We start from the raw sequence: 25,568 nt of genomic DNA, 5'->3' as shown, positions 1-25,568 counted from the left end.
CGCCTGAAACCCGCCAGGTCCGCCTGGCCCGAACGTCGTTCGCCCTGAAGGCGTCAGTCGCCGGCGGCGGCAACCGGCTCCGAGGCGCCCTCGACCGTGCCCACGAGAGAGCCCCAGGCGCGCAGGTAGCTTTCGGTGGTGACCCGCAGATCGAAGTTCCTCTCGATCTGGCGCCGCGCCTCCTCGACCATGGCGCTCACGTCGACCCGGCCCGCCAGCACGCTCGAGACCATCTCAGCGGTCTTCTCGGTTTCGCCCGCTCGGACGATATAGCCGCTGCGGCCGTGGTCGATCAGTTCGTCCATGCCCGGGGTGTCCGTCGCCACGCAGACGGAGCGGCAGGCCATCCCCTCCTTGATCGCGTTGGGGAGGCGCTCCGAGTCCTTCCGTGACAGGAGGAGGACGACCTGCGCCCGGGCCAACTCCTCCACCACCCAGGCGTGGGGAACGTGGCCCAGGAAGCTGACGGCATGGTCGACGCCGAGCGATTCCGCCAGCCGAACGAGCTCGCGCCGCGCGGGGCCCTCCCCCATGACGACGAGCGAGGCATCGGCGTGTTCCTCCCGTACCCGGGCGAATACCCGGATCACCTCGTCGATCCCCTTCGACTCGATGAGTCGCCCGGCCACCGCCAGCCTTCCCGGGACCTTCTCCACGCCGGCGGCGATACCGTCGAGCCACTCGAGATCGACGCCGTTGTAGATGACGTTCACGCGTTCTTCGGGTACGCCCGTGAAGCTCGCCACGTCGGCGACGTTCACACGGGCGTGGGTCCTCAGGAACGACGCTCGCCGCGCCACCTCGGGTGAGCCGCCGTACCTCATGGTCAGGTCGTAAGCGTTGAGGGCCATCGACACGGGCACGCCGGGAAGGCGTTCACGGACGAGGAAGCCCACGACGGCCGGGTAGTGGCCCCAGAAGATGTGGACGACGTCGGGCCGGTCTTCCTCCAGCGAGGCCAGGATCCCGAAGGCGCGCGGGATGATGGCGGTAGTCAGCAGGGCGTGAGACGGCCGGTTGTCCCGCCACACCCAGCGGAGAGTGCGCCAGAGCAGCCGCGGCCTGAGCAGCGCTGCGCCGAGACCCCGGAGCGAGGGCCCTGGGCCGTTGGCGTAGATCGGTAGCGAGGAGAGGCCGCTCTGGGCCAGCAGCTCTAAGGCGTCCCGCCGGCCGGGCAGCAGGGTGTGGACGGCGATCTCGACGCCTCGGCCGGTGAGCCGGCGGACGTCGTTACGGGCGAACGTCTCGGACGGCACCGGGAACTGCATGGTTATGTAAGCGACCCTCATCGGGCAGTAGCGATCGCGGCGTAATGCTCCTGGTACCAGTCGACGAAGCGGCGGATCCCCTCCGCCATCGGCGTGGACGGGCGGTAGTCCAGATCCCGCTTCGAGTCTTCGATGTCGGCCCAGGTGGCCACGACGTCCCCGGGCTGCAACGGCCGGTAGTGCTTGTTCGCCTCGCGGCCCAGAGCGCTCTCGAGCAGGCTGATCATCTCGCTCAGCTCGACCGGCCGGTCGCTCCCCAGGTTGTAGAGGCGGTAGGGGGCGTTGCTCGCCTCTGGCGTCGGGTCGGCTGCCGACCAGTTCGGGTCGGGCGCGGCAACCCGCTCGAGGGCGCTCACGACGCCCGCGACCGCGTCGTCGATGTAGGTGAAGTCGCGTTTCATGCGCCCCTCGTTGAACACCTCTATCGGCCGGCCCTCGAGTATCGCGCTGGTGAACAGGAAGAGGGCCATGTCGGGCCTCCCCCACGGTCCGTAGACGGTGAAGAACCTGAGACCGGTGGTGGGCAGTCGGAAGAGGTGGCTGTAGGTGTGAGCCATCAACTCGTTGGCTCGCTTCGTGGCGGCGTAGAGGCTCACCGGGTGGTCGGCGCGGTCGGAGACCGAGTAGGGAAGCGAGGCGTTGGCGCCGTACACCGAACTCGAGGAGGCGTAGACGAGGTGATCGACGGAGGTGTTGCGGCACCCCTCGAGGATGTTCTGGAAGCCCACGAGGTTGCTGTCGATGTAGGCATGGGGAGCGGTCAGCGAGTAGCGGACTCCGGCCTGAGCGGCCAGGTGCACCACCCGTTCGGGCCTCACCGTCTCGAAGAGCCGCTCCATCTCCGGCCGGTCGCTCAGATCGAGCAGCCGGAACTCGAACCCCTCTCTCCCCTTCAGGCGGCCGAGCCTGGCCTCCTTGAGGCGTACGTCGTAGTACGGGTTGAGGTTGTCGACCCCTACGACGTCGTAGCCGCGCCTGAGCAGCTCTTCCGTGACGTGATAGCCGATGAAACCAGCCGCACCTGTGAGGAGGATTCGTGACATTCCGAGAGGCTCCCGTGTTGGTCGAGGATCGACGAAGACTTCGCTCTGGAAAACAGTAGCACGCGTCATTTCCGCTGCGGCACAACGGTCACAGGATTATGGGCGACCCGCCCTATCATCCTCGTGAGACCGCCAGACCGAGACACCCACGCTACTCATACAGCTCCCCGCGAGGTTGATCCCCACCGATGCCTGAGCACCTGGACGAAAAGTCGATCGAAGTCGCCCGCGCCCGCCGCGCTCGACGCCGGCGCGGCGTTTCCTGGTTCCGCTACTGCCTCTTCATGCTGGCGGCCCTCGCCCTGGCCGCCTGCGATCCACTGCCAGCCGTCAGCGCCGGCAACCTCATGAACGTCACCCCGACGACCCGCGTGAACGATCCCCAGAACCTCGTCTACCGTTACCCGAGGACGCTGCCCATGCGCGGCGATCCCGACTTCGACGTAGAGGTTCTGACCGAGGAGCAGAGGATCTGGCACGAACGCCTGGACGACGCGGCCGACAGCGACGACGGCATCATGGATATCGAGGAGCTGGCGAAGAGCGACGACGCCTACCATTACGGGCGCGCCCTGTTCACCCATAACCACTCGCTGCTCCTGGGTCTGAGGGCCACGGGCGACCTCGAATTCCTGGACGAGGTCGACGAGATCATGCAGATCGTCAGGGAGCAGCTCGAGGACGGCTGGTGCGGAGACGTTCGCGACCGGGTCAGGGAGAAGGGCCCCTACACGGACCTCCGCGGCGAGGATGGCTATCTGAACTTCAGGCGCAGGCACGACGACGACGCCGAGGGCTACTGCCGTGACATCACCGACCTCGAGGAGGCGCTCGTCCACGGCCACATCGCCATGGTGATGTACGCCTACCACCTGAACCGGGACCTGGAGAGTCCGGAAGGGATCGACTACGGCGAGCGGGCAGACTTCTGGTTCGACTACCTGCTGAATCACTTCGAACCGAAGTGGCGTGAGCGGAGCGGCCGCGAGTTCCCCCGGATGGACTTCATCGACCTGAAGTTCTGCCACACTTTCAATACCTTCCTCCTCTACTACTACTACATGGGCATGCGGCTCCAGGACGAGGGGAGCGACCGAGCCAACGAGTACCTGGACCAAGCCCGGCTGATGACGAACCAGATGTTCGAGGTCCCTTACGTCCCGCGGCGGCGCGGCGGCGGTTTCATGCCCACCTCAACTCCGCTGGGTGAAGCCGTCGTCTACTCCTTCGCCGCACCCGGTCTCGAACTCGATCCCGGCGATCCAAGCCTCGAAGCGTGCCCCACCACCTACGCCCGCTACATGGTGCCTGCACTGGTGCAGCTGCGGCTCGAGGGGTTCTACCGCTGGGACGACGTGATCATGAGCAAGCTGGCTCGGGGGTTGGCGCACTTCGTCTTCGATACCGAGGAGATCTCGGCGCGGGCAGCCCCCTTCGCCGCCGGGGTTACCGGTGACGAGACGGTGGAGCGCATCCCCAGCACCGATTACCGCAACAGGTTCGATGTAGACAGCTACGCGATCAGCGCCCTGGCGAACCTCGGACCGTGGAACGATAGCGGACGGATCGCCAAGATCAGCCACGAGGTCTACGAGCGGATCGAGCCGGATCCCGACGACCCCAACAACGTTCATCTTCCCGCCAGCTTCCTCCTGGCGGCAACGTTGGAGGCGATGGCGCAGCCTGCGGAGCCTTCCGAGGCAGGAGTTCCCGCCGCCGGAACGGCCGAGCCGACCGAGGCGGGGGCAGAGGAGCCGCTCGACGAGCCGGCCGCGCCCGAAGACGAGAGCGACCCCGGATCGGACGACCCGGGGTCGGGAGACGGCTAGGCTCCTGCGGCGTCAGTAGAAGATGTAGGCTGCCCCGGCCGCCTGGCCACTCGAGCCGTCGCCGGTCGCTCCCACCACGATCAACGGGCCAGCAGCCGCCAGCGACACTCCGAAGGAACTGCCCTCCGGCAACTGGCCGGGCAGGAGGGCAGCGGGGGCGCCGGCACCGGCGAGGACCACCTGTCCGGCGTGATCCGCGGCGGCAGCGAAGCCGGGATCCCCGACCAGCAACGAACTCTCGAAGAGCGCCACGGTGTAACCGAGCTCTGGCGAGTGGGCTAGCGGCAAAGCGGCCTGCTTCTCGCGCCAGACGCCGTCGACCCGCTCGAAGAGACGGACCATCGGGCCGTCCTCCGCGTCCGGCGCGCCCACCGCGAGCAGGTTGCCGTCGAGGCCCACCGAGTAGCCGAACCTGTCGCCCCCTTCACTGGCCCGCAGGCGCTGCACCTCCGACCAGCCGTCGGCCGTGCGTTCGAGAACGACCACCAGCCCCTTCGCCTCAGGGGCCTCCGTCCAGGCGCCGATCGCCAGGGTCGTGTCGTCGAGTGCCAGTGAGGTGCCGAAGCGGAGGGTCTCCGAGTCGCCCTCGATGACCTCCTCCGTTCGCCATCCGTCGGCTGCTCGAACGAAGGTGTGCACCTTGCCGGCGCCGGGAGCTCCGACCGCGAGGCGTGCCCCGGCGAGCGAAACCGATCTGCCGAAGTGGTCGTCTTCCGCTTCCCCCGGCGGCAACAGCTTGGCGGTCCGCTGCCACTGGCCGCCTGCGCGCTCGAAAACGTAGACGGCGCCGGCGTCGTGCCCCCGACTCGCTTCGTAGATCGCCCCTACGGCGATGGTGTTCCCTTCGACATCCAGCGAGTAACCGAACCTGGCCCCCTGGGCCGCGTCATCGGGCCGCAGCAGCGCTGTACGCTGCCACCCTTCGGGGGACGCCTCGAACACGTAGGCTGCCCCGGATTCCGCCTCATGGCCCCAGGCGCCTACGACGACGGTCTCGCCATCGGTCGCTACCGAGTGCCCGAACCGGGCGTAGTCCGATCCCGGCGGCGGGACCAGCTTCGCGGTCCGGAACGCTTGCTCGCTCGTTCCCCCGGCGACGAGCGGGGCTTCCTTCGGCGTCGCGCACGATGCGAGCGCGAGCAGGCAGAGAGAGAACAACGCCAGGCGGTTCAGTGCCGCCCACCCCTTCGACTGGAACACTAGGATCCCCCGTCCGATCGGCGGCCCTCGAGCCACCGGCAGTCGTTGACACCTTATATACCCGGCCGGCTCCGCCCCTTCTCTGCCCCGTCACAGCGGTCGGCGGCCGGCCGTGTCTCGCACGCCGGCCGTCTGACCTCAAAAAGTCGGAGAGCGCCGGGCCCTCGCGGACCCGGCGCTCTCCGATGCTCGAGGAGGACTCAGTTGTCGATGACGCTGTTCAGCAGGAAGCTGGCAGGCAGGTGGACGCTGTGAGGGTTGTCGAGATCGCCCTCCTCGCCCTCGTAGACCTGCATCGAGATGTCTTCGATCCGGCCCGTGTCGTTCCACGGCATGATGTTGGCGAGCGCGCTGATCGCGTAACCGTTCTCGTCGAAACGGGTGCGGTACTCGGTGGGGAGGATGCCCTCGACCTTCTCGTCGCCGGTCACGCCGGCCGCGAACGGCTCGTCTCGATCGGAGATGTCATCGGTGTCGAAGACGAAGTAGGCGAGGCCGGTGGCGATCTTGCGGAGGATCGAGTCGTCCCAGCGGTAGACGCCTTCGAGGTGCAGTTGGATCAGCGACGGGACCATGTAGCGGGTGTAGGTGGTCGGGCAGGCTTCGAGGCTGGCGTCGCCCGGGTCGAGGTCCTCGCCGGGGGCGCCGAACGACCAGACCACTGCCTCACCGAGGGGGGTGCTGGTGTTCATGAAGCCGCTGCCCTGCTCGTCGGGGATGTAGGGGGTCTCGAACATCCGGTCGGTCATCTCACGACCGTAGGCGAGGTAGGCGGAGGCCCTGGAGTCGCCCTGATCCTGCAGCACTCTGCCGACGAAGTAGTAGTACATCTGGAAGGCGTTGTAGGTGTGGCAGAACTTGACGTCGATGAAGTCCATGCCCGGGAACTCGGTGCCGCTGCGCTTGCGCCACTTCGCCTCGAAGTGGTCGAGGAGGTAGTCGAGCCAGAAGTCCGCGCGCTCGGCGTAGTCGACGCCGCTGGGGCTCTCCAGGTCGCGGTTCATGTGGTAGGCGTACATCACCAGTGCGATGTGGCTGTGAACCATGCCCTCTTCGAGGTCGGCGACGTCACGGCAGTAGATCTCGGAGCCCTCGTCGTGGCGACGGCGGAAGTTCAGGAAGCCGTCTTCGCCTCGCATCGTGCCGTAACGGCCCTTGGAGATGCTGTCGTCCACACCGCCGCACCAGCCGTCGTAGAGGTTGTCGCGCACTTCCTGCATGAGCCGGTCGACTTCGTCGAGGAAACGCAGGTCGCCGGTCGCCCGGAGGCCCAGGAGGAGCGAGAGGTTGTGGGTGAAGAGGCCACGGCCGTAGTTGTAGGCGTCGTCCGACTCCGCCATCTCGACCGGATCCATGGTCTGGTCGGGGTTGTTCATCGCCGCACGGAGGCGCTCGTACCAGAGGCGCTGTTCGGGGGTGAGCGAGCTGGGCGAGAAGTTGGGGTCACCACGCAGCGAGAGGCTGGAGGGAGCGATCACGGAACCGGGGTCGCTGGGTGGGTTGGGGTCCACCTCAAGCTCGACCTGCAGGTTGAGCTCGGCGCCCTGGCCTTCGGCTTCCCCCTCGGCGATCTCGAACTGGTCCTCGAAGGTCAGGTAGCCGGACCTGCTGACCGTCACGCGGTAGCTGCCCGGGGCCAGCTGGTACCGCTTGACTCCCTCGTTCGCTTGGGCGGTCACGCTCAGAGTGCTGATGCTGGACGACTCGAAGCCTTCTTCGGTGACGACCACTCGCGCGTCGGCCGGGGTGTAACGCAGTACGAAGTTGCCGGCCTCGGTGGGCTGGATGCCCATCGGCGTGCTGCCGCAGGCGGCCAGCAGCAGGGCTACGACTCCAGCCAGCAGCGTGGCGCTCAGGCGCCGCAGGTGATTCTTCTTCGAGACGGACTCTCGTTGGTTCGCCGGGTCTTGCCAAACAGACGTCGACACTCGGGGGCTCCTTCATCTCTCCGCTCCAGGGCATAGCGATGCCCGGGGCAGAACTCGGTTCGATTTCGAGGGAGAGATCAAGGAGACGGGGTGGAAGCGACTCCCTCGGCCGGTTGCGCCACTGGCTCGGTCCGACTCAGGCGCCCAAATGAGAGCCGGACTTCATAGCCTCCGAAGGGATCGTTTCGTTCCCCTCCGACGGAAGGGGCCTTCAGTTCCCCTCCGATGCATAGGAATCTAGAACTGGCGATCTTTAGAACGATTAGGGATTTCTGGCGTGAGAAAGCCAACAAACAGCGATTTGCCGGCACCTGGACGAGAATCGGCCACTCGATCGGGGGCCGGCGTTCGTGAGAGAGGCCCCAGTTGTGAAAAATCGAATGCTCGCAGCGGCAGCGAAGGCCTGGATCAGCAGCGGCTCGGCTGCACGGCCGGCTTCTGGGCTCGTCGCCTCAGTTCGGTCCGAGGCTCTCCCGCGAACGCCCGGTCGAGTCTCGGGGGCCGAGGAGCAGCGTGACGTCGCTGCGCGGGAAGAGGACCTTGGCGGCGGTCGCCGCGATTATCCTCAGGTCGAGCAGGAGCGACCGCTCTTCGATGTAGCGCCGGTTGAGCTCGAGCTTGCGAGGCATCAGCCGCTCCAGGTAGAGAGCTTCGGGGTCGTTGCTGGCGGCGAGCAGTTCGTTCTCGTCGCGGAACTCGAGCGAAGCCGGGTCGGTCAGCCCCGGTCGCACCTCGAGGACCCTCCGCTGCTCCTCGTCGTAGAGCGCGACGTAGCGGGGCACCTCGGGGCGTGGGCCTACGAGCGACATCTCGCCGCGCAACACGTTGATCAGCTGCGGCAACTCGTCGAGCTTCCACTTGCGCAGGAGAGCCCCGAGCCGAGTTATCCGCGGGTCGCTGGCCGGCGTGATCTGCCTCGTCGAGCGGCCGTCGGTTTCGTGCCGCATCGTCCGGAACTTCAGGATCGAGAAGGTGCGGCCGCCCTTGCCAACGCGCTCCTGACGGAAGAGCGCCGGCCCGGGCGAGTCGAGCCGCACGAGCAGCGCGACAAGCAGCAGGAGCGGGGCCAGCAGGAGCAGCGCCGGAAGCGCGATGGCCAGATCGAGGATGCGCTTGGACATCAGCTCCGGTGCCGCTCGACGGTCTCCAGCACGGCGTTGACGACGTCGTCGACGTCCCGTTCGCCAAGCCCGGGATGGAGCGGTATCGACAGCATCCGCTCGAAGGCAGCCGTGGCTACCGGGAACTGTTCCGCGCAGTAGCCGTACTTCTCCCGGTAGAAGCTCATGGTGTGGAGCGGGATGAAGTGGACGCTGGTGCCGATGTTCAGTTCGCCCAGGATCCGGATGAAGCTGTCGCGATCGATCGTCAGCCGCTCGGGCCTGAGCCTGAGGACGTAGAGGTGCCAGGCGCTGCGCACGTGCCCCAGTTCGATCGGTACCTCGAGGGCGGGATCTGCCGAGAACGAGCGGCAGTAGCGGTTCGAGATCTGCCGGCGTCGTTCGTGGAAGCTCGCGAGACGACGGAGTTGGTGGATGCCGAGCGCCGCCTGGATGTCGGTCATGTTGTACTTGAAACCCGGAGCGACGATGTCGTAGCACCAGGAGCCGTTCTTCTCGTAGCGTCGCCAGCCGTCGGCAGACATTCCGTGGAGCGCAGCCACCCGGGCTCGCTCGAGCAGTTCGGGGGGACCGGTGAGCGCTCCGCCCTCCCCGGTCGTCATGTTCTTCGTGGCGTAGAAGCTGAAGGCGGCGAAGTTGTGCCCGCTGCCGATGGTCTTCCCCTTGTAGCTCGCTGGCAGCGCATGGGCGGCGTCCTCGACGATTGCCAGCCCGAACTCGTGGGCGATGGCGGCGATCTCGTCCATCTCGGCCGGATGGCCGGCGTAGTGGACCGGCATGATCGCACGGGTTCGGGGAGTCACCGCCTGCCTGGCCGCCATCGGGTCGATGCAGAGTGTGTCGGGGAGGACGTCGACCAGTACCGGGGTGGCGCCTACGTGCTCGACCACGTTGGCAGTGGCGGCGAAGGTAAGGGTCGGAACGATGACCTCGTCGCCTGGCCCGATGCCAAGGGTCACCAGCGCCAGATGGAGGCCCGCGGTGCACGAGTTGAGCATCAGCGAGGCAGCTCCCGGAGCCTGCACGTACTCGCCGAACTGAACCTCGAACGCCCTCGTCTTGGGTCCGGTAGTTATCCAGTTGGAGCGGAGGGTATCGACCACTTCGTCGATCTCCTCGCGGTGGATCGTAGGGGGCGAGTAGGGAAGGAATTCGGCACGCATTGCTCACCCTCACATTCGTGAATGCGCCACTGGGCTCCCGTTCGACTCCCCGCCGGAAGCATTGTGGTTACTGTCTCGATTATCCGCGGGTCGAACCGGTCCCGGCCTGCAAGGGTCACAGGCGAACGAGGCGCCGCGCCTCCTCGTACACGGCCCGGTTCGGCCGGCATAACTCCTCGACCTTCCGGCGCACTCCTTCAGCCACCATCTCCTCGCGCACCCTTCGAGGAACCGGGTTGCTGTTTCTCCGGGGGATCCGCAGGGAGACGCCGAAGCGGCGGCGGAAGGCCGCCGCGAACGAATCCAGCTCCTCCAGTACGCCAACGACGCTGAAGCGCTTCAGATTGGCAGCGGCATGCTCGACGCTCAGTGCCTCCCGGCACCTCCACGAGCCGAGGTAGCGCAGGTAGTCCTCGCCGTACTCCCTCGCCGCGGGCGTAGTGACGAACTCCTCCAGGTCCTGCTCGACCCTAGAGTGCTGCGACGCCTTGTAGCGGTTGTAGAAGTATTGGGAGAACCACTTCTCGACGGGATCGCGCAGCACGGTGACGAGGTGCCACTCCTCGGGCAGGGCGTCCACCCCGAACTGGACGTGGCCCGAGAGGTAGCGGACCTCCTGGAGTGAGGCCGCGTAGCGCGTGATGTAGCGCCGGAACTCCTGAGTGTCGCTCCCGAACTCTCTCGCCGCCCGGCTGCTCGCCGCAGGATCGACGTTGAAAGCGTTCCTGCCCAACCTCGCTCCCAGCCCGTACTGACGGGCGATGGCGTTGCTTATCGACACCCCGCCGCACTTGGGTATGTGGACGAAGAAGATCTTCTCCTCGAGCCTTCCTCTGTCGAGTAGACCCAGGACGGCAGATCTCAGTGATAGCGACTGTGTGGACGAGGCCATGGTGAGCCCAGAGTAGGCACGCCGATCCGGGGACAAGACTCAGGGGTCACAGCGGCTGCGGGCTCAAGATCGATCGCGTCCCGATCACCTCGAGCACCATCCGGTGGAGGCGAACAGACTATTCCGCGACGGCCTCACCCCGGGCGAGCGTGGTCGTGCTCCTGTCACAAGGGGGAAGTGCCGCCGGCGCTACTGTTGGGATCAGCGATCGCAAGGGGGAACCAACCGCCTCGGGCAGTTCCGTGGCAGGCAGAAGATCCCCGAGCATCCGCATCTCCATCCACCAAGCCGAGGGGGGCGAACTAAAGCGCGATGAAGATCCTGATCACCGGTACCGAAGGCTATCTTGGTTCACTGCTGGCGCCGATCCTGATGGACAGGGGGCACGACGTCATCGGCGTCGACACCGGCTTCTACAAGGAGGGCTGGTTGTTCAACGGCGTCGACCGCACGCCGCTGACACTGGTCAAGGACCTCCGGCGGCTCGAGCTGTCGGACTTCGAGGGAGTCGACGCCGTCGTGCACATGGCGGAACTCTCGAACGATCCGGCCGGGGCGCTCGCTCCCGACATCACCTACGAGATCAACCACAAGGGCTCGATCCACATCGCCCAGCTGGCGAAGCGGGCGGGGGTCGAGAGATTCGTCTACATGTCCTCGTGCAGCGTCTACGGCGTGGCCGAAGGCGGCGAGGTCGACGAGCTCTCGGACGTCAACCCGCAGACGGCCTACGGCATCTGCAAGACGCTGGTCGAGCGTGACGTGATGCCCATGGCGGGCGACGACTTCTCACCCACATTCCTGCGCAACGCCACCGCCTACGGCGCCTCACCGCGGATGCGCTTCGACATCGTCCTGAACAACCTGGCAGGCTGGGCATGGACTACCCGGGAGATCAAGATGTCCTCCGACGGATCCCCCTGGAGGCCGCTGGTGCACGCGCTCGACATCGCCAAGGCGATCCGCTGCGCGCTCGAGGCGCCGCGCGAGACCGTGCACGGCGAAATCTTCAACGTCGGCGACAGCCGCCACAACTACCGGGTCCGGGAGATAGCCGAGATCGTCGCCCGCGTCTTCCCCGGCTGCGAGCTCAGCTTCGGCGACAACGGCGGCGACAACCGCTCCTATCGAGTGAACTTCGAGAAGATCAATTCGCAGCTGCCCGGCTTCGCCTGCGAATGGGACGCCGAGCGCGGCGCGAGGCAGCTCCGCGCCGTGTTCGAGAGGATCGCGATGAGCGCCGAAACCTTCGAGTGGCGTGGCTTCACCCGCCTCAAGGCGCTCCAGCACCTCATCCGCACCGGGCAGATAGACGAGAACTTCTACTGGACCGAGCCGGAACGGCTGGAGGTGGCGGCGTGATCTTCACCCGGACCCCACTCCAGGACGCCTGGCTCATCGACCTCGACCTGAAGCAGGACGACCGCGGATTCTTCGCCCGGACCTTCTGCATGAACGAGTTCGAGGAGCACGGCCTCGAGAAGTTCACGGCCCAGTGCAACCTCTCCTTCAACCATCGGGCCGGGACCTTGCGGGGGATGCACTATCAGCTCCCGCCGGCCGCCGAGGCGAAACTCGTCCGCTGCGTCAAGGGCGCGATCTACGACGTGATCATCGACCTCAGGCCGGAGTCGCCGACCTACCTGCGGCACTTCGGGGTAAGACTCGACGACGAGAACCGGCGCGCGCTCTACGTTCCCCCGCTCTTCGCGCACGGCTATCAGGCGCTGACCGATGGCGCCGAGGTGAGCTACCAGGTCAGCGAGTTCTATACCCCGGGGCAGGAGCGTGGACTGCGCTACGACGACCCTGCCTTCGACATCGAGTGGCCCATGGAGGTAACCGTCATCTCCGACAAGGACGCCTCCTGGCCGGCGTTCGAGAGCGAAGCGGTGACCTCGTGATCATCGTCGACCGGCTACTCGAGCAGCGAGCCCGGGAGGACCGCCCGGTGAGGGTCGGCATGATCGGCGCCGGGTTCATGGGCCGAGGGGTCGCCAATCAGATCGTAAACAGCGTCCCCGGCATGGATCTGGTGGCGATCTTCAACCGCAACCCCGAGGGCGCCGAACGCGCCTATCGCGAGGCGGGGGTCGCGGAGTTCTCCCGGCCGACCTCGGTCGCAGAGCTGGAGGAAGCGATCAGGCAGCGCAGGCCAGCCGTCACCGACGATCCGTTCCTGCTCTGTCGCGCCGCCGGCATAGACGTCCTCATCGAGGTGACGGGCGCCGTGGAGTTCGGAGCCCACGTGGTGCTGGACGCCATCGAGAACGGCAAGCACGTGGTCCTGATGAACGCCGAGCTCGACGGCACGGTAGGGCCGATCCTCAGGACGTACGCCGACTCGAAGGGCGTGATCCTCACGGCCTGCGACGGCGACCAGCCGGGGGTCCAGGCGAACCTCTACCGGTTCGTCCGCTCGATAGGGTTGACCCCGCTGCTCTGCGGCAACATCAAGGGGTTGCAGGACCCGTACCGCACGCCCACCACTCAGAAGGCGTTCGCCGAGAAGTGGGGCCAGAAGCCGCACATGGTCACCTCGTTCGCAGACGGGACCAAGATCTCGTTCGAGCAGGCCATCGTCGCCAACGGCACCGGAATGACGGTCGCCCGCCGCGGCATGTACGGCTACGACTTCGACGGGCACGTCGACGAGGCCACGAAGCTCTACGACGTGGACGAGCTACGGGAACTCGGTGGGATCGTCGACTACGTGGTGGGCGCCAGGCCGGGACCGGGAGTGTTCGTCTACGCCACCCACGACGACCCGAAGCAGCGGCACTACCTGAACCTCTACAAGCTGGGCGAGGGCCCGCTCTACTCGTTCTACGTCCCCTACCACCTCTGCCACTTCGAGGTGCCGCTCTCTGCCGCGCGGGCCGTCCTGGCGGGTGACGCGGTTCTGCAACCGTTGGGCGGGCCGTTGGTGGAGGTAGTGGCCACCGCCAAGCGCGACCTGAAGTCCGGCGAGACGATAGACGGACTGGGCGGTTACATGACCTACGGGCAGGCCGAGCGCGCCGAGGCCACCGAGCGTGCCGGCTTGCTGCCGATAGGGATCGCCGAGGGCTGCCGCGTCACGAGGGACGTTGCGAAGGACTCGGTCCTGACCTACGCCGATGTGGAACTGCCGGCCGGGAGACTGGTGGACCGTCTGCGCGAAGAGCAGCGCCGGAAGTTCGGGGCGGTGGCCGAAGCCGTTTCCTGAGCGACAACGGGTACGACGGCGGGGCGGCGTCTGAGCCGCCCCATTTCATGCGGCGGCTCAGAGGCTTGCTGGATTCTCGCCGACCATGAGGCGACCCACCGCGACCAACCGCTGGCCCTCTGCCCCCTCGCGCAGATCCCACACCAGGTAGGTCGCTTCGCCTTCGCCCCGGGGCGCTACCAGCACCCGGAACTCCCTGCCCGGCTGCTTCCAGCCGGCGAAAAGGCCGGCGCCGCTCACGATCCCCGAGCCGTCGGTGTAGAAGACGAGGTCTCCGGGCCGCAACTCCTCGAACCGCAGGGGACGCAGGTTCCAGCGGTACAGCTGACCGAAGCTGGCGTCGGCGCTCACAGCCGAGGTCGACGCGCGGAACTCCGCTCCGGGGATGACGTGCCGGTAGGCGGGCGAGATCAGGCCGGACAGCGGCGAGAGGGCGGCTTCCCGCTCCCCTCCCTTGGCCAGCATGAACTCGAGCTCGGCAAACTCGAGAGCGCGGGCGGCTTCGGCTTCAGTAACCGGCCGGAACGCCGGCCGCGGCTCGATCGCGACGTTGTCCCGGGGCCTGGTAGCTGGCGCGCAGGCGGCGAGCAAGAGGGCCGGAATGAGGGTCGCGATCAGCAGCCTGAGTCCGAGTCCGCTCAACATCTGCGGACCGGGCCCCGGGAATCTCCTCCTGGCCGTCATCGTCCCATCCCTTGCAGGTGAGTCCTCTTCGCCGGCGTGGGGGCGGGGCTTAGCCTCGCTCGTTCCTCTCCTGCGCCCGCTTGGGCCGGCACCTCAGGCCCCGGGAACCGTAACAGGTAGTAGCGGTAGCCCCTGCCTTCCGCTCCCTCCACCGCGCGGAACCCGAAGCGCTCGTTGAGCGCGATGCTGGCGGTGTTCTCGCTGCCTATGCCGGTGAGCAGTCCCCTGCAGCCCCGCTTGCGGCATGCCCTGATCGAGGCCTCCTTGAGCCTAGAGCCCACGCCCCTGCCGCGGTAACCGGGCACCACCGCCGTGAACCCCACCTGGGCGATGCCGCCGAGGTGGCAGGCACCGATCCCTCGTGGCCGGTGGCAGAGGCGCTCGATCAACCGAGGGTTGAGCAGCAACCAGGGACGCCGGAGGAGACAGCTCAGCGCCGCTCCTCGGCACGCCGACAGCATCGGCCGGGTATAGGGGACGTCGGAGAGGGTGGTGAACCCGACGATCTCATCGCCCACGGTGGCCTTGAGGACGTAGGCGTGTGGGGCGGTGAGGAACCAGTGATAGACCGCTCGCACGAAGGGGGGGCCCAGGAGACTGGCCAGGTTCAGGCGCGGTCCAAGGTAGCGGAGGTGCATCTCGACCAGCCGGGGTTGGTCGTCCAGGTTCGCCTCGGAGACCACTACCGGGTCGGCCTCGGTTCGATGGCGGTGGGGCCCCCGAGCGTCAGCCGGTTGCCCCCGCCCGGGCGCATCGAGTGAGAGCAGGAGCTCGTGGTACCGCTCGACGGCCGCCGTCCGGTCGAACGTTCGCTGCTGCAACTCGCGCGCGCGGAGGCCCATGCCGCGGACCAGATCGGGCGTGCGGCTCAGGCGGTCGATGACCGCGGCCAGAGCCGTCCCGTCACCCTGCGCCACGACCTCGCCGATCCCCTCCTCCGCGACGACACGGGCCACCTCGGCCTTCCCGTCCATTACCGCGATCACGGGCTTGCCGGCAGCGAGAATCGGATAGAACTTGCTGGGCACGCAGAGGCCCTCGGCGCCCCGTTCGAGCGTGACGAGGGAGACGCTCTGGGCGGCGAGCGAGTGGACCAGCTCGACTTGGGGCTGGAACGGGAGCAGCTCCACGTTGGCCAGTCCCCGCCGGGAGATCTCTGCCTCCAGCCACGCCCCCTTCGCCCCCTGGCCGATGAGCACGAACCTGATGTCCTCTCGTTCCCGCAATCGGTCGGCCGCCTGCAGCACCGTCTCGAAGTCGTGGAAACGACCCAGGTTGCCGCTGTACTGGACGATGAACTTGCCCTTCAGGTGTGGGTACTTCGCGAGGAACCGGTTGGGTTCGTCGTCGCCGAGCGGGCGTATCTCCCGGCCGTCCGCCCAGTTGGGCAGCACCACCGGTTCCGGTCGCCCGGGAGCCAGCTTGGAGCGAACGACCTCCTTCATGCAGCGGCCCAACACCACGGTACGAGTGGCTCGGCGGCAGGCGAAGCGGCTGAGCGCGTCCCAGCACCGATAGGGGAGCGACCCGCGTTGGAGGAGCCCGGTGGCCGCGGCCATCTCGGGGAATACGTCCATGACGACGAAGATCACCTCTACCCGCCGGATGGCTGCTGCCAGCGCTACCGCCGGGGCGAGGAAGGGAGGACTCGAGGTGACCAGGATCCTGTCTGCCCGCCGCCCAACCAGGAGGGTGACGAACATCCCGAGGGTGAGGACGAGCTCGTTGAACAACCTGCCCGCCGGATTCTCCCTGGGCAGGCTTCCCGCAGGCACTCTGCGGATCTCCACGCCCCGGTAGCTGTCGCGGCAAGCGACGCTTCGCCGGCCACGGTAGCTCGCTCTGGAGGCGACAGCCGTCACCTCCACGCCCCTCGCGGCCAGGTCGACCGCCAGGTCGGTGAGCAGCCGGCCGCCGCTCGACTCGGTCGGGTAGAAGTTCTCGGTGACGATCGTCAGACGCATAGGCCCGCGGTCCTTGCCGGTCCGCCGGCCACGGACTGCAGCGCCGGGCCCCGATCCACCGGTTCCGCGGCCCACCCCGGAGCGCGAGTCGCTGCCTTCGACGGCGGTTCCCATCCGCCTGGCGAACCGGTCAGGCAACCGCATCGAGCCGGTGCTCCAGGAACCAGTCGTAGGTGCCCCGGATGCCTTCCCGCAGCCCGATCTGCGCGCGCCAGCCGAGTGACGAGAGCAGCGACACGTCGAGCAGCTTGCGAGGCGTCCCGTCGGGTTTGCTGCGGTCGAAGACCAGTTCGCCGTCGAATCCGACGATCTCGCGGATCAGCTCGGCGAGTTCGCGGATGCTGATGTCCTTGCCCACACCTACGTTGATCGGGCCCTCCCGTGAGACGTTCGCCATGAGGAAGAGGCAGGCGTCCGCGAGGTCGTCCACGTGCAGGAACTCGCGGCGTGGTTCGCCGCTGCCCCACACCTCGACCGAGCTGGAGCCCCGCTCCCTGGCCTCGTGCATCTTGCGCAGGAGTGCCGGCAGGACGTGGGAGGTCTCCAGATCGAAGTTGTCGTTGGGACCGTACAGGTTCGTGGGCATAGCGCTCACGAAGTCGCAGCCGTGCTGGCGACGGTAGGAGTCGCACATCTCGATCGCGGCGATTTTGGCGATGGCGTAGGCGCGATTGGTGGCCTCGAGCGCGCCGCTCAGCAGCTGGTCTTCGTCGATCGGCTGCGAGGCGTGCTTCGGGTAGATGCACGAGGAACCCAGGTTCAACAGCTTCCTCACGCCGTAACGGAACGAGGCGTCGATGACGTTGGTCGCGATGGCGAGGTTGTCGTAGATGAAGTCGGCGGGGTTGCGCTGGTTGGCTACGATGCCGCCGACCCTGGCGGCCGCGAGGAACACCAGTTCGGGCCGTTCCCGTTCGAAGAACGAGTCCACGGCACGGCGGTCCCGCAGGTCCAACTCGGCGGAACTCCTGGTGATGAGCCGTGTGTGGCCCTTCTCCCGGAGCTTCCGCACGATCGCGCTGCCCACCAGGCCACGGTGACCGGCGACGTAGATGCGGGGTCCGGGAACTAGTTCAGACACTAGCCACCCCTCGCAGAGGAACCTCGTGGCCGGCATCGTGCAGGGTCCGCTCCTGCTTCGCCAGCTCGAGATCGTGCTTGACCATCCTGCGGACGAGCTCTTCGATGGAAACGGTAGGACACCAGCCCAGCTTCTCGCGCGCCTTGGAGGCGTCGCCGCAGAGGGCGTCGACCTCGGTGGGCCGGTAGTAACGGGGGTCTATGGCGACGTACTCCTGCCAGTCGAGATCGAGCGAGTCGAACACCAGTTCGACGAACTCGCGCACGCTGTGCGACGATCCGGTGGCCACCACGTAGTCGTCCGGCTCCTCGGCCTGCAGCATCAGATGCATGGCCGCCACGTAGTCGGAGGCGTGCCCCCAGTCGCGCCTCGCGTCGAGGTTCCCCAGGTAGAGCTTGTCCTGAAGACCCAGCTTGATCCTGGTCGCGGCCCTGGTGATCTTCCTGGTCACGAACGTCTCGCCGCGCCGCTCGGACTCGTGGTTGAAGAGGATGCCGTTGCAGGCGAAGAGGCCATACGCCTCACGATAATTACGCACCAGGTGGTACGACATCACCTTGGCCGCCGCGTAGGGCGAACGGGGGTAGAACGGCGTCGTTTCGCTCTGCGGCGGGGGCGTGGCGCCGAACATCTCGCTGGTCCCGGCCTGGTAGAAGCGGACCTCGGAGCCGGTCCTCAACGCGTAGTCGCGGACGGCCTCCAGCAGGCGGAGTGTACCCAGGCCATCGATGTCGCAGGTGTACTCGGGCTGGTTGAAGCTAACGCCCACGTGCGACTGGGCGCCCAGGTTGTACACCTCGTGAGGTTGCACCTCCTCCAGGATCCGGCGCAGGCCCGGCCCGTCCGAGAGGTCGCCGTAGTGAAGCAGCATCCTCGCTCCCGACCGGTGCGGATCGACGTAGAGGTGATCGATCCTGTCGGTATTGAAACTGCTGCTGCGGCGGATAATGCCGTGGACCTCGTAGCCTTCGGCGAGGAGCAGTTCCGTGAGATAGGAACCGTCCTGGCCCGTGATACCGGTGATCAGTGCACGTCGACTCATGCTGCCCTCCTGGCGCACCGTTGATAGAGCGCCTCGGTCTTGCCCAGGACCGGTCCCTCGCCGAACTCGGTCCGGATCCGCTCGCGGGCGCTGCGCCCCAGCCTCCGTAGCCTGTCCCAATCGGAGCGCAACTCCCACAGCACCTCCGTGACGGCCACCGCATCGCGTGGATCGCTCAGCACCACTCCGCACTCGTCGGTCACAACGTCGGCCAGGAAACCGTGGCGGCTCGCGACGACCGGCAGGCCCATCGCCATCGCCTCGCTGACCGCGTTGGAGTGCCCTTCGCCGTGGAACCGCGAGAGGAAGACGAACACATGCTGCTCACGTAGGGTGCTCAGCACCTCGGGAAGCTCGAGACGGCCAGGGGTAACGAGCCTGAACGAGTTGGACTGGAGAGTTCTGAACCGTTCGAGTTCCTCCCCTATCCGGTCAGACTGCTCGCCGATCAGCGTCAGCTCGACGGGGAAGCGGCGACTCAGGTGATGCGCGGCGCGCAGGAGGACGTCGACCCCCTTGTCGGGGATCAGATAGCCGGTGAAGGCGATCCTGAACGGTTCGTCGGGGCCGGGCTGCCGAAGTTCGGCGGGCGGGAAGCTCGAAAGGTCGGCGTCCAGGACGAAGTTGGGTATCCAGGTCGGGGTTCTACCGAACTTCCGCTCGACGTACTCGACGTACTTCTTCCCCTCGACCGTCACCTCGGTGGACAGCGACATGATGAGCCGCAGCAGAGCGGTGCCGAACGGACCTCGCGACTCGGCGTAGTCGATGAAGGTGCCGGCGCGCAGATCGTAGATCACCTGCACCCCGAGCAGCCTGCACAGCGCCACCGCGTACGCCTCCCGGTAGATGCTGCGCCAGTAGAGCGCGGTGATGTGGAGGACGTCGGGCCTGTCCCTCAGTAGGGTGACCAGCAGCGCGAGGCAGTCGGCCAGCAACCTGGGAACCAGGTGGAGCGCCGCGAGGATGCGGCCGTGGAAGCGGGGCACCGTCATCGGCAGCCGCCTCAAGGTGACCGCCCGCGAAAGCCGTGAACGCAGCATCTGCGAGTTGCAGCGGGCGTAGCCTCCGATACCGCCACCGAAGACGCCGCCTTCGTGGGGGAACGGACCCCAGAGCACGACGGTCGGCCTACTCCTGGCCGGCCTCCTGGTTGTAGTCAAAGCAGATCGCATCGAGCCCCCTGTGGAAGGCCAGGAGAGTGACGTGAGGAAGAGGAACGGTATAGGGCATCACCCGTCCTGGTCCGATTGGATGTCCGCCCTCAATCCGATTGTGCTGGCTGCACACATCCGGTTCCGGTCAGCAGTCACAGCTCGGGCGCCGGGGCGGGAAGCAGGGCGCTGTCGGTCCGCTTGCCGAGGAGCAGAGCCAGGTAGGCGTCGATGCTCTCCTCCTCCGAGAAGCGCGCGACCCGTTCCGCCACACTGGCCCTCTGAGCCGGGGCGGCAAGCCTGCGTTCCATCGCCCGGGCGAGCGCTGCATGATCCCCTACCGGCACCAGTTCCTCCCGGTTCAGCACCTCGGAGGGCCCGCTGGGACAGTCGGTGCTCACCACCGGACAGCCGCACGCCATCGCCTGGATGAGCACCCCGGGCATCCCCTCCCACCGTGACGACAGGACGAAGAGGGAGGCACGGGCCATGTAGGCGTAGGGGTTGGAGACGAAGCCTGGCAACTCCACCCGCTCCGTGAGCCGCAAGGCCGCCACGAGCTCCTGCAGCCGTTCCCGCTCCTCTCCCTCGCCCAGGATCAGGAGCCTCAGGTCGGGATCCTGAAGGGTGGCGAAAGCGCGGATCAGCGTGGCGAAATCCTTCTGAACGGTGAGACGGCCCGCGGCCAGGATGACCCTCATGCCGGCTTCCTCGAACCAGCGGTGCTCTGCCCGGCAGCGGCTCTTGCTGAACAGTTCGGGTCCCACGACAGGGTTGTAGATGGTGTTGAGACGAGTAGCGCAGCGCGGAACCAGCCGCCGGAGGTCCTCGGCCACACCTTCGGAGACAGCGATGACCCCGTCGGCCGCCGGGTAGGCGTAGCGCGCGGCTCGCGACAGCAGCCGGCCGCGGGGGGTAGCGGGTTGCTCGGCGCTGGGCGTGTTGGCCTCCCGCATGTAGAGTCGGGCCTGCGAGCCTGCCAGCCACTTCGCCCAGAGGGCGATGAGTGAGGTGTGGTGCAAGGTGGTTAGAACGGCTTCGGGCCGGCGCCGCCTCAGGTAAGTGACTAGTCGGGGCAGGGCGCGCAGAGTGCCGCCCGCCTCGAGGTCTACGCAGTCGACGCCGGGAGCTACATCGGCGAGGAAGGGGCCGCGCCGCACGGCCAGCACCAGGTCGACCCGGTGGCCCCGCCGGGCGATCCCGTTGGCCAGGGTGACCATCACCTTCTCGGCGCCACCACCGCTCAGTTCGCCCAGGAAGATGGCGATGCCGCCGACAGGCGAATCAGCCATGGGCCCTCAGCCTGGGCGTATTCAGGTTCGCCTTCGCGAGCGAGATCCCCTGCCGGGTGGTGAGCAGCGCCAGGAGGAACCAGGTGGCCTTGTGTACCTCGAAGTTGGCCGGCATCAGGCCCACCAGCAGAGCGAGGCCCAACGCCCCGTAGAGTGTCGATTCGGTGGGGGGAGTCCAGAAGAGTGGCGGGATCATCGCCACCACCAGCATGCCGGTGAAGAGCAGCAGTCCCACGATCCCGAGGTCGACGAGGATCGAGAGGAAGGCGTTGTGGGAAGCGGCCGAGTTGCCGTAGTTGCTGGCTACCGCGAACCGGTAGCCGCCGCTCCCCACCCCCGCCCAGGGGTTCTCCCAGAAGACCTCCCAACCTGCGGCCCAGATCAGGCGCCGGCGCGAGAGGTCGCCTTGCGACAACTCCTCGCTGGTGGATTGCAGCCTGGCCACGTTCCCCTCCGGCAGCCACAGGTAGAGCCCGGTGAGGGAGAGCGCCAGGAAGAGGAGTATCGCGAAGCGCAGCAGCGCCCTCATCCTGATGAGCGAGAGGGGCACGGCCAGGGCGCCGGCGAGCGCAACGAGGAACCCGCCGCGCGAAGCGGTGAGGGCGATGCAGAAGATCGCCAGCGGCACCAGTGCCGCATTGAGCCAGGCGAACTTGCGCGGTAGTTCGGAGTTGTGGATGAACAGGTACCAGGCCATCGGTATGGCCAGGCCGAGGGCGATCGCTGCCCAGTTGGGATTGGCGTCGAGGCCCGAGGCGCGGAACGAGCGGGCGGTCGAGGAGGTGGCGAACTCCAGGAGGATGGCCGCTGCCGACACGAACCCGCCCAACACGTAGGCCTGCATCAGCTGCAGGTGCTGGCGCCGGCTGCGGGTGAGTTCCCAGATCATCGCCATCATCGCTATCAGCTGGGCGTAGGAGGCCGACCGCGACAGCGCGACGATCGGGTACTCGCTCCAGAACGCGCTGGCGAGCGACCAGAGGAAGAAGATGACGCCGACGACCACCAGGAGCGACGGCGCCCGCAGCCTCAGCCTCCCCTCCTGGAAGACGGCGGCGGCGGTCATCGCCATCGCCACGATGCCGAAGAGGGAGCCGATCGCCCCGAAGACCGGGACGGGCAGCGAGCGTTCCCACGGTATCGAGAAGACGAAGAGGAGCAGAGCCGCGAAGGCAGCTCTGCGGTCCACGAACAACGCCGGGCGGGTGACGGCGGCCTCGGTCAACGTGCCCTCCAGGCCCGGCCGACTCCGTGTCTGAGCCTCCAGGTCGAGCGCCTGACCCATTCGTAGAAGGAGCCGTCGACCGATGCGAGAACGGCGTAGGCGAGGGCGGCGAACCGTAACGGCTGGCAGAGCCAGGACCTGAGGAAGGTGACCGCCGCCTCCTCCGCCCTCCCGCAGGCCAGCTGCAGCTTGCCCATGTCGAGCAGGAACCTCGAGCGGATCGAGCGGTGCCGCTGCAGCTCGTCGGCGTAACGGGAGTTGATCTCGACCTGGGCTTCGAGCTTGCTCTCCCGCCGTTTCGTCACCCTCGAGCCTTCGTGCCAGTGGAACCGCACCAGCGGCCCCTCGATGGCGGCGATGCGGTAGCGGCGGCACAGCCGGATCAGCAGCTCGCGGTCCTGAGCCGCAGGCATCCGCTCGTCGAACATCCCGATCTCGCGGAATATCGACCTCCTGCAGAGGAGCGTCGAGGTGGTGCCGACGAAGTTGTCGACCAGGATCGCGGGGAAAGGATCTCGGGGTAGTTTGCCTGCGACGACGGAGGGAGTGACGGTGGCGTTCGACTCGACGAAGTAACCGCAGTAGATGGCGCCGTACTCCGGCGGGAGCCGCGTTAGCTCGCTGCACTGACGGGCCAGCTTCTCGGGAAGCCACTCGTCGTCGTCGTCGATGAAGGCGATCAGCTCCCCCTGGGCGGCCACTATGCCCACGTTGCGGGCGCGACTTCCGCCGCGGTTCGCACCGAGCGGAATGTAGCGAAGCCGCTCCTCGTCACGGTACGCCTCTACGACGAGGCGGGTCTCTGCCGCCTCGCGAGTGCCGCCGTCGTTGTCGTCGACGACTAGAAGCTCCCAGCTCCCCAAGGTCTGTCGGAGCACGCTCTCGATGGCCCTGCCCAGCAGATCGGGTCGTCCGAAAGTTGGGAGGACGATGCTGACGAGAGGATGCTCCACTGCGCCGGGTACGCCTCTCGAGCGGCGCTCTGCTTCGCTCATCGCTCCGGTCCCTAGCCGGCGCGCCGCAGGGGCAGCCGTACGACCGGTACCGGTCCGTCGCGGCGCCGCCGCCGGGAACCGGGCCGTGAAGAGGCCGGATGAGTTGTAGTGCGGCCGGACATTGTCACTCCGGCACCATTCTAGGTAGGCGACCCCGTGCTTCGCGTACGCCAGTCACGGAGTCGAGCGGGGTGTCCACAACGAGAAAAGTGCGTGCAGCCGACGGATGTCGGCCGCACGCACCGCTGCTGCGTTTTCCGGTTCGGCTAGCGGACGCCGCCTGCCAGGCTGAACCCGCCGGACTGCTGGACCTCGGCGAACGCGGAGGTGAGCATGGCCGCGATCCGCTGTCCTACCTCGAGCGCACCCAGGTCGGGAGCCGAACCCTCGAAGGCGAGGCCTACGTCGACCCCTTCATCCACAGCCGGGCTGCCGTTCGCGAGGCTGAGGAAGCCGCTCGACTCGGGGTTGGTGGAGACGAACTCGGGGTCACCGATGTTCAGGTTCCAGCTGTTGAAGCGATGGTCGGGCATGGAGCCGTCCGAGCAACCGCTGGCGTCGGCGGTGATGGTGTTCGATTCGTCGAAGCTCAGGTTGTTACGCAGGACCGTGGTCCCGAAGCACCTGGCGGCGAACCCACCGGAGCCGTTCTTCCAGGAGGTGTTGTTCACGAAGGTGACACCACCGGCGCTGTTGAAGGTGAACCCGAAGCGCTTGTTCTCCCAGGCGATGGAGTTGCTGATCCGGTTGCCGCTGTTGCGACCCGACGGACTGCTGCCCATCTTGAAGCCCATGCCGTTGCCGGTGGGTGCTTCGTAGGCGAACTCGTCGCTGAACGGATCGCTGTCGCCGTCTCGGAAGAAGTAGCCGTTGAGCCAGGCCAGGGAACGGTCGACCAGCATGTCGGTGCTGCCGTAGAAGTCCATGCCGTCGTCGGAGTTCTTGTAGAGCAGGGAGTGGGAGATAACGCCATCTCTGGCGTACGACATCTTGATGCCGTCGGCGCTGTTGCCGCCGTTGCGGGTGCTGCCGTTGTTGTGCGAGACGATGTACTCGGCTACGTTGCCGGTGACGTAGATGTCCCCGTCGTCGCGCATCAGTCCCGAGGCGGTCAGGCCGTTGCCATGGTTGTGGTGCAGGTGCAGGTGGCTCAGCAGGTTGTGGTTGCCGGTGTCCTCGTCGGTGCTGGCGGTCACGGCGAGGCCGCTGCCCACACTGTTCCTGAACTCCAGGTTGCGGACGATGTAGTGGTTGACGGGCAGGTGGAGCAGGTAGGGGCGCTGCATCCGATCGGGTCCGTCTTCGAACTCGAACCGGGAGCCGTCGGGCCGGCGGCTGCCGTCTATGATCGCCAGCTCGCCGGGGAAGCTCTCGATGACGATCGGCTTCTCTGCAGTGCCGTCCGTCGTGAATGAGGTCTGGGGCAGCCCGTACCTGTCATCGGCGTCGTTGTACTCGTAGTAGACGCCGCCACGCAGCTGGATGACGTCGCCAGGCTCGACCATCGTGCCCGCCTTGTTGAGGGTGCGGAAAGCGTCGTCGGGGGAAGTCCCGCTGTTGCTGTCCGACCCTTCGGTCGAGACGTACCAGATGGTCCCCTGGACGACGGTGTTGTCGCCGCCGGGAACGGTGACGGTGAGCGCGTCGTAGGTGAACTCGTCGTCCACCCAGGCGGTGAGCCGCAGCTCGTACACGCCAGGCGCCGAGAACGTCGCTGAGGTCGAGACCGACCCCACCTGCTCGAAGGAGACCTCGCCGGGTCCGGCTACGACCACCCATTCGACCCGGGTCACCTCTGAGGACGACGGACCTTCGATAGTGCCCTCGAGAGCGGCGATACGGTCGAGGCCGGTTACGACGTCGGATCCGACGTCGACGGTGAGCTTGGTGACCGGCATCAGGTTCGCCGTGTCGCCCGCGACGGTGGCGCAGGCGGCGAGCAGTGCGATCAGCAGTGCCATCTGTGCTGACCATAGCAGCCCCCGGATGAGGCTCCTGTGGGTGGGTGACCATGACGTTGCGTAGTTAGCGCCGGGAGAACGTGGAACACGACCCATCAAATCTGTACCTTCCTCTTCTGGCCCACCTCGACCGGGTCGAGCGAGGGCGTGACTGTCTGTCTGGAGGAAGGGGGAGACGGAAACGAGAACGTTCCTCCGCGGCCGGTTGCGCCATTGGCTCCGTCCGTTTCAGGCGCCCAGATAGGAAACGGACTTCGCTGCCTCCGAGGGGACGATCGTTCCCTCTCCGGTACCTCTCGGGTACCGACTGAAAAAGTAACGTTTCGAGTTCGACCAGGTTGTGAAGAAGTTGCCGTAGGAGTACGGCCTGTTCAGTTGGTTATCCGACTCGGGACCCGCTTCGGGTCGGTGGTCTCGCTACGGCACGGCAGGACGGGGCGGATCGACCCGTGGAGTAGGGCGCTCAGGGACGAACCTCGCGTCGGCAGAAACGGTCGTCGGGCAGATCCACGCACCGT

Annotated in this window: 20 protein-coding genes and 2 riboswitches; of the genes, 4 read left to right on the top strand and 16 right to left on the bottom strand. The window is 66.9% G+C overall.

The window, feature by feature from the left end:
* Positions 1-53: 53 nt before the first annotated feature.
* On the bottom strand, positions 54-1,289 hold the full coding sequence (locus tag VF168_07060) for a glycosyltransferase (GenBank protein ID HEX7003928.1): 1,236 nt from the start codon (positions 1,287-1,289) through the stop codon (positions 54-56).
* Positions 1,286-2,311, bottom strand: coding sequence for an NAD-dependent epimerase (locus VF168_07055; GenBank protein HEX7003927.1), 1,026 nt, complete (start codon positions 2,309-2,311; stop codon positions 1,286-1,288). Before VF168_07055 ends, VF168_07060 begins: the two co-directional genes overlap by 4 nt.
* 188 nt (positions 2,312-2,499) lie before the next feature.
* Here VF168_07055 and VF168_07050 point away from each other — a divergent pair, with 188 nt between their 5' ends.
* Entirely contained in the window at positions 2,500-4,140 is a 1,641-nt protein-coding gene (locus VF168_07050; protein HEX7003926.1) for a hypothetical protein, read from the top strand.
* A gap of 12 nt (positions 4,141-4,152) precedes the next feature.
* On the opposite strand, the gene VF168_07045 is transcribed toward VF168_07050, so the two are convergent.
* The 5 genes from VF168_07045 to VF168_07025 all read right to left on the bottom strand — a co-directional run bounded on the left by VF168_07045 (position 4,153) and on the right by VF168_07025 (position 10,444).
* Positions 4,153-5,340 carry a hypothetical protein gene (locus VF168_07045; protein HEX7003925.1) on the bottom strand — a complete coding sequence of 396 codons (1,188 nt, stop codon included), beginning with the start codon at positions 5,338-5,340 and terminating at the stop codon, positions 4,153-4,155.
* A 200-nt stretch (positions 5,341-5,540) separates the two neighbouring features.
* Positions 5,541-7,268: a carboxypeptidase-like regulatory domain-containing protein gene (locus VF168_07040; protein ID HEX7003924.1), complete on the bottom strand. Its 1,728-nt coding sequence runs from the start codon at positions 7,266-7,268 to the stop codon at positions 5,541-5,543.
* Positions 7,269-7,366: 98 nt separating this feature from the next.
* Positions 7,367-7,450: riboswitch (cyclic di-GMP riboswitch) on the bottom strand.
* A 270-nt stretch (positions 7,451-7,720) separates the two neighbouring features.
* A complete protein-coding gene (locus VF168_07035) occupies positions 7,721-8,389 on the bottom strand; it encodes a sugar transferase (GenBank protein ID HEX7003923.1) in 669 nt (222 codons plus the stop codon).
* The gene (locus VF168_07030) at positions 8,389-9,552 is read right to left on the bottom strand and encodes a DegT/DnrJ/EryC1/StrS aminotransferase family protein (protein ID HEX7003922.1); all 1,164 of its coding nucleotides are present in this window, start codon (positions 9,550-9,552) and stop codon (positions 8,389-8,391) included. Before VF168_07030 ends, VF168_07035 begins: the two co-directional genes overlap by 1 nt.
* A 115-nt stretch (positions 9,553-9,667) precedes the next feature.
* Positions 9,668-10,444: a hypothetical protein gene (locus VF168_07025; protein HEX7003921.1), complete on the bottom strand. Its 777-nt coding sequence runs from the start codon at positions 10,442-10,444 to the stop codon at positions 9,668-9,670.
* Between the two features lie 312 nt (positions 10,445-10,756).
* On the opposite strand from VF168_07025, the gene VF168_07020 reads away from it, so the two are divergent.
* Genes VF168_07020 through VF168_07010 form a run of 3 tightly spaced genes read left to right on the top strand, consistent with a single transcriptional unit; the run spans position 10,757 to position 13,652 of the window.
* Positions 10,757-11,806 carry an SDR family oxidoreductase gene (locus tag VF168_07020; GenBank protein HEX7003920.1) on the top strand — a complete coding sequence of 350 codons (1,050 nt, stop codon included), beginning with the start codon at positions 10,757-10,759 and terminating at the stop codon, positions 11,804-11,806.
* Positions 11,803-12,348, top strand: coding sequence for a dTDP-4-dehydrorhamnose 3,5-epimerase (gene rfbC, locus VF168_07015; protein HEX7003919.1), 546 nt, complete (start codon positions 11,803-11,805; stop codon positions 12,346-12,348). The genes VF168_07020 and rfbC overlap by 4 nt, the downstream gene beginning before the upstream one ends.
* Positions 12,345-13,652: a Gfo/Idh/MocA family oxidoreductase gene (locus VF168_07010; protein ID HEX7003918.1), complete on the top strand. Its 1,308-nt coding sequence runs from the start codon at positions 12,345-12,347 to the stop codon at positions 13,650-13,652. The genes rfbC and VF168_07010 overlap by 4 nt, the downstream gene beginning before the upstream one ends.
* A 57-nt stretch (positions 13,653-13,709) precedes the next feature.
* On the opposite strand, the gene VF168_07005 is transcribed toward VF168_07010, so the two are convergent.
* The 9 genes from VF168_07005 to VF168_06965 form a co-directional block, all read right to left on the bottom strand.
* Positions 13,710-14,336 carry a hypothetical protein gene (locus VF168_07005; GenBank protein ID HEX7003917.1) on the bottom strand — a complete coding sequence of 209 codons (627 nt, stop codon included), beginning with the start codon at positions 14,334-14,336 and terminating at the stop codon, positions 13,710-13,712.
* The gene (locus VF168_07000; GenBank protein HEX7003916.1) at positions 14,333-16,444 is read right to left on the bottom strand and encodes a GNAT family N-acetyltransferase; all 2,112 of its coding nucleotides are present in this window, start codon (positions 16,442-16,444) and stop codon (positions 14,333-14,335) included. The genes VF168_07005 and VF168_07000 overlap by 4 nt, the downstream gene beginning before the upstream one ends.
* Positions 16,431-17,381, bottom strand: coding sequence for a GDP-L-fucose synthase (locus tag VF168_06995; protein ID HEX7003915.1), 951 nt, complete (start codon positions 17,379-17,381; stop codon positions 16,431-16,433). Before VF168_06995 ends, VF168_07000 begins: the two co-directional genes overlap by 14 nt.
* A complete protein-coding gene (gmd, locus tag VF168_06990) occupies positions 17,374-18,423 on the bottom strand; it encodes a GDP-mannose 4,6-dehydratase (protein ID HEX7003914.1) in 1,050 nt (349 codons plus the stop codon). The genes VF168_06995 and gmd overlap by 8 nt, the downstream gene beginning before the upstream one ends.
* Positions 18,420-19,544 (bottom strand): glycosyltransferase family 4 protein, encoded by a 1,125-nt coding sequence (locus VF168_06985; GenBank protein ID HEX7003913.1) that lies wholly within the window; start codon positions 19,542-19,544, stop codon positions 18,420-18,422. The genes gmd and VF168_06985 overlap by 4 nt, the downstream gene beginning before the upstream one ends.
* Positions 19,545-19,732: 188 nt before the next feature.
* Complete coding sequence (locus VF168_06980; protein HEX7003912.1) at positions 19,733-20,869, bottom strand: glycosyltransferase; 1,137 nt, start codon at positions 20,867-20,869, stop codon at positions 19,733-19,735.
* Entirely contained in the window at positions 20,862-22,094 is a 1,233-nt protein-coding gene (locus VF168_06975) for an O-antigen ligase family protein (GenBank protein ID HEX7003911.1), read from the bottom strand. The genes VF168_06980 and VF168_06975 overlap by 8 nt, the downstream gene beginning before the upstream one ends.
* Positions 22,091-23,089 (bottom strand): glycosyltransferase family A protein, encoded by a 999-nt coding sequence (locus tag VF168_06970; protein ID HEX7003910.1) that lies wholly within the window; start codon positions 23,087-23,089, stop codon positions 22,091-22,093. The genes VF168_06975 and VF168_06970 overlap by 4 nt, the downstream gene beginning before the upstream one ends.
* 266 nt (positions 23,090-23,355) lie before the next feature.
* Entirely contained in the window at positions 23,356-25,050 is a 1,695-nt protein-coding gene (locus tag VF168_06965) for a right-handed parallel beta-helix repeat-containing protein (GenBank protein ID HEX7003909.1), read from the bottom strand.
* Between the two features lie 190 nt (positions 25,051-25,240).
* Positions 25,241-25,324, bottom strand: a riboswitch (cyclic di-GMP riboswitch).
* Positions 25,325-25,568 lie beyond the last annotated feature (244 nt).

Source organism: Trueperaceae bacterium (genome assembly GCA_036381595.1).
Classification (GTDB): domain Bacteria; phylum Deinococcota; class Deinococci; order Deinococcales; family Trueperaceae; genus DASVCN01.
Note: the sequence above shows the minus strand (reverse complement) of the source record. Positions and strands in the feature narration are given on the sequence as shown.

Coding starts and splice junctions, on each gene's coding strand:
- VF168_07060 (HEX7003928.1), bottom strand. CDS start 1,289: ATGAGGGTCGCTTACATAACCATGCAGTTCCCGGTGCCGTCCGAGACG.
- VF168_07055 (HEX7003927.1), bottom strand. CDS start 2,311: ATGTCACGAATCCTCCTCACAGGTGCGGCTGGTTTCATCGGCTATCAC.
- VF168_07050 (HEX7003926.1), top strand. CDS start 2,500: ATGCCTGAGCACCTGGACGAAAAGTCGATCGAAGTCGCCCGCGCCCGC.
- VF168_07035 (HEX7003923.1), bottom strand. CDS start 8,389: ATGTCCAAGCGCATCCTCGATCTGGCCATCGCGCTTCCGGCGCTGCTC.
- VF168_07030 (HEX7003922.1), bottom strand. CDS start 9,552: ATGCGTGCCGAATTCCTTCCCTACTCGCCCCCTACGATCCACCGCGAG.
- VF168_07025 (HEX7003921.1), bottom strand. CDS start 10,444: ATGGCCTCGTCCACACAGTCGCTATCACTGAGATCTGCCGTCCTGGGT.
- VF168_07020 (HEX7003920.1), top strand. CDS start 10,757: ATGAAGATCCTGATCACCGGTACCGAAGGCTATCTTGGTTCACTGCTG.
- VF168_07005 (HEX7003917.1), bottom strand. CDS start 14,336: ATGACGGCCAGGAGGAGATTCCCGGGGCCCGGTCCGCAGATGTTGAGC.
- VF168_07000 (HEX7003916.1), bottom strand. CDS start 16,444: ATGCGGTTGCCTGACCGGTTCGCCAGGCGGATGGGAACCGCCGTCGAA.
- gmd (HEX7003914.1), bottom strand. CDS start 18,423: ATGAGTCGACGTGCACTGATCACCGGTATCACGGGCCAGGACGGTTCC.
- VF168_06980 (HEX7003912.1), bottom strand. CDS start 20,869: ATGGCTGATTCGCCTGTCGGCGGCATCGCCATCTTCCTGGGCGAACTG.
- VF168_06970 (HEX7003910.1), bottom strand. CDS start 23,089: ATGAGCGAAGCAGAGCGCCGCTCGAGAGGCGTACCCGGCGCAGTGGAG.
- VF168_06965 (HEX7003909.1), bottom strand. CDS start 25,050: ATGGCACTGCTGATCGCACTGCTCGCCGCCTGCGCCACCGTCGCGGGC.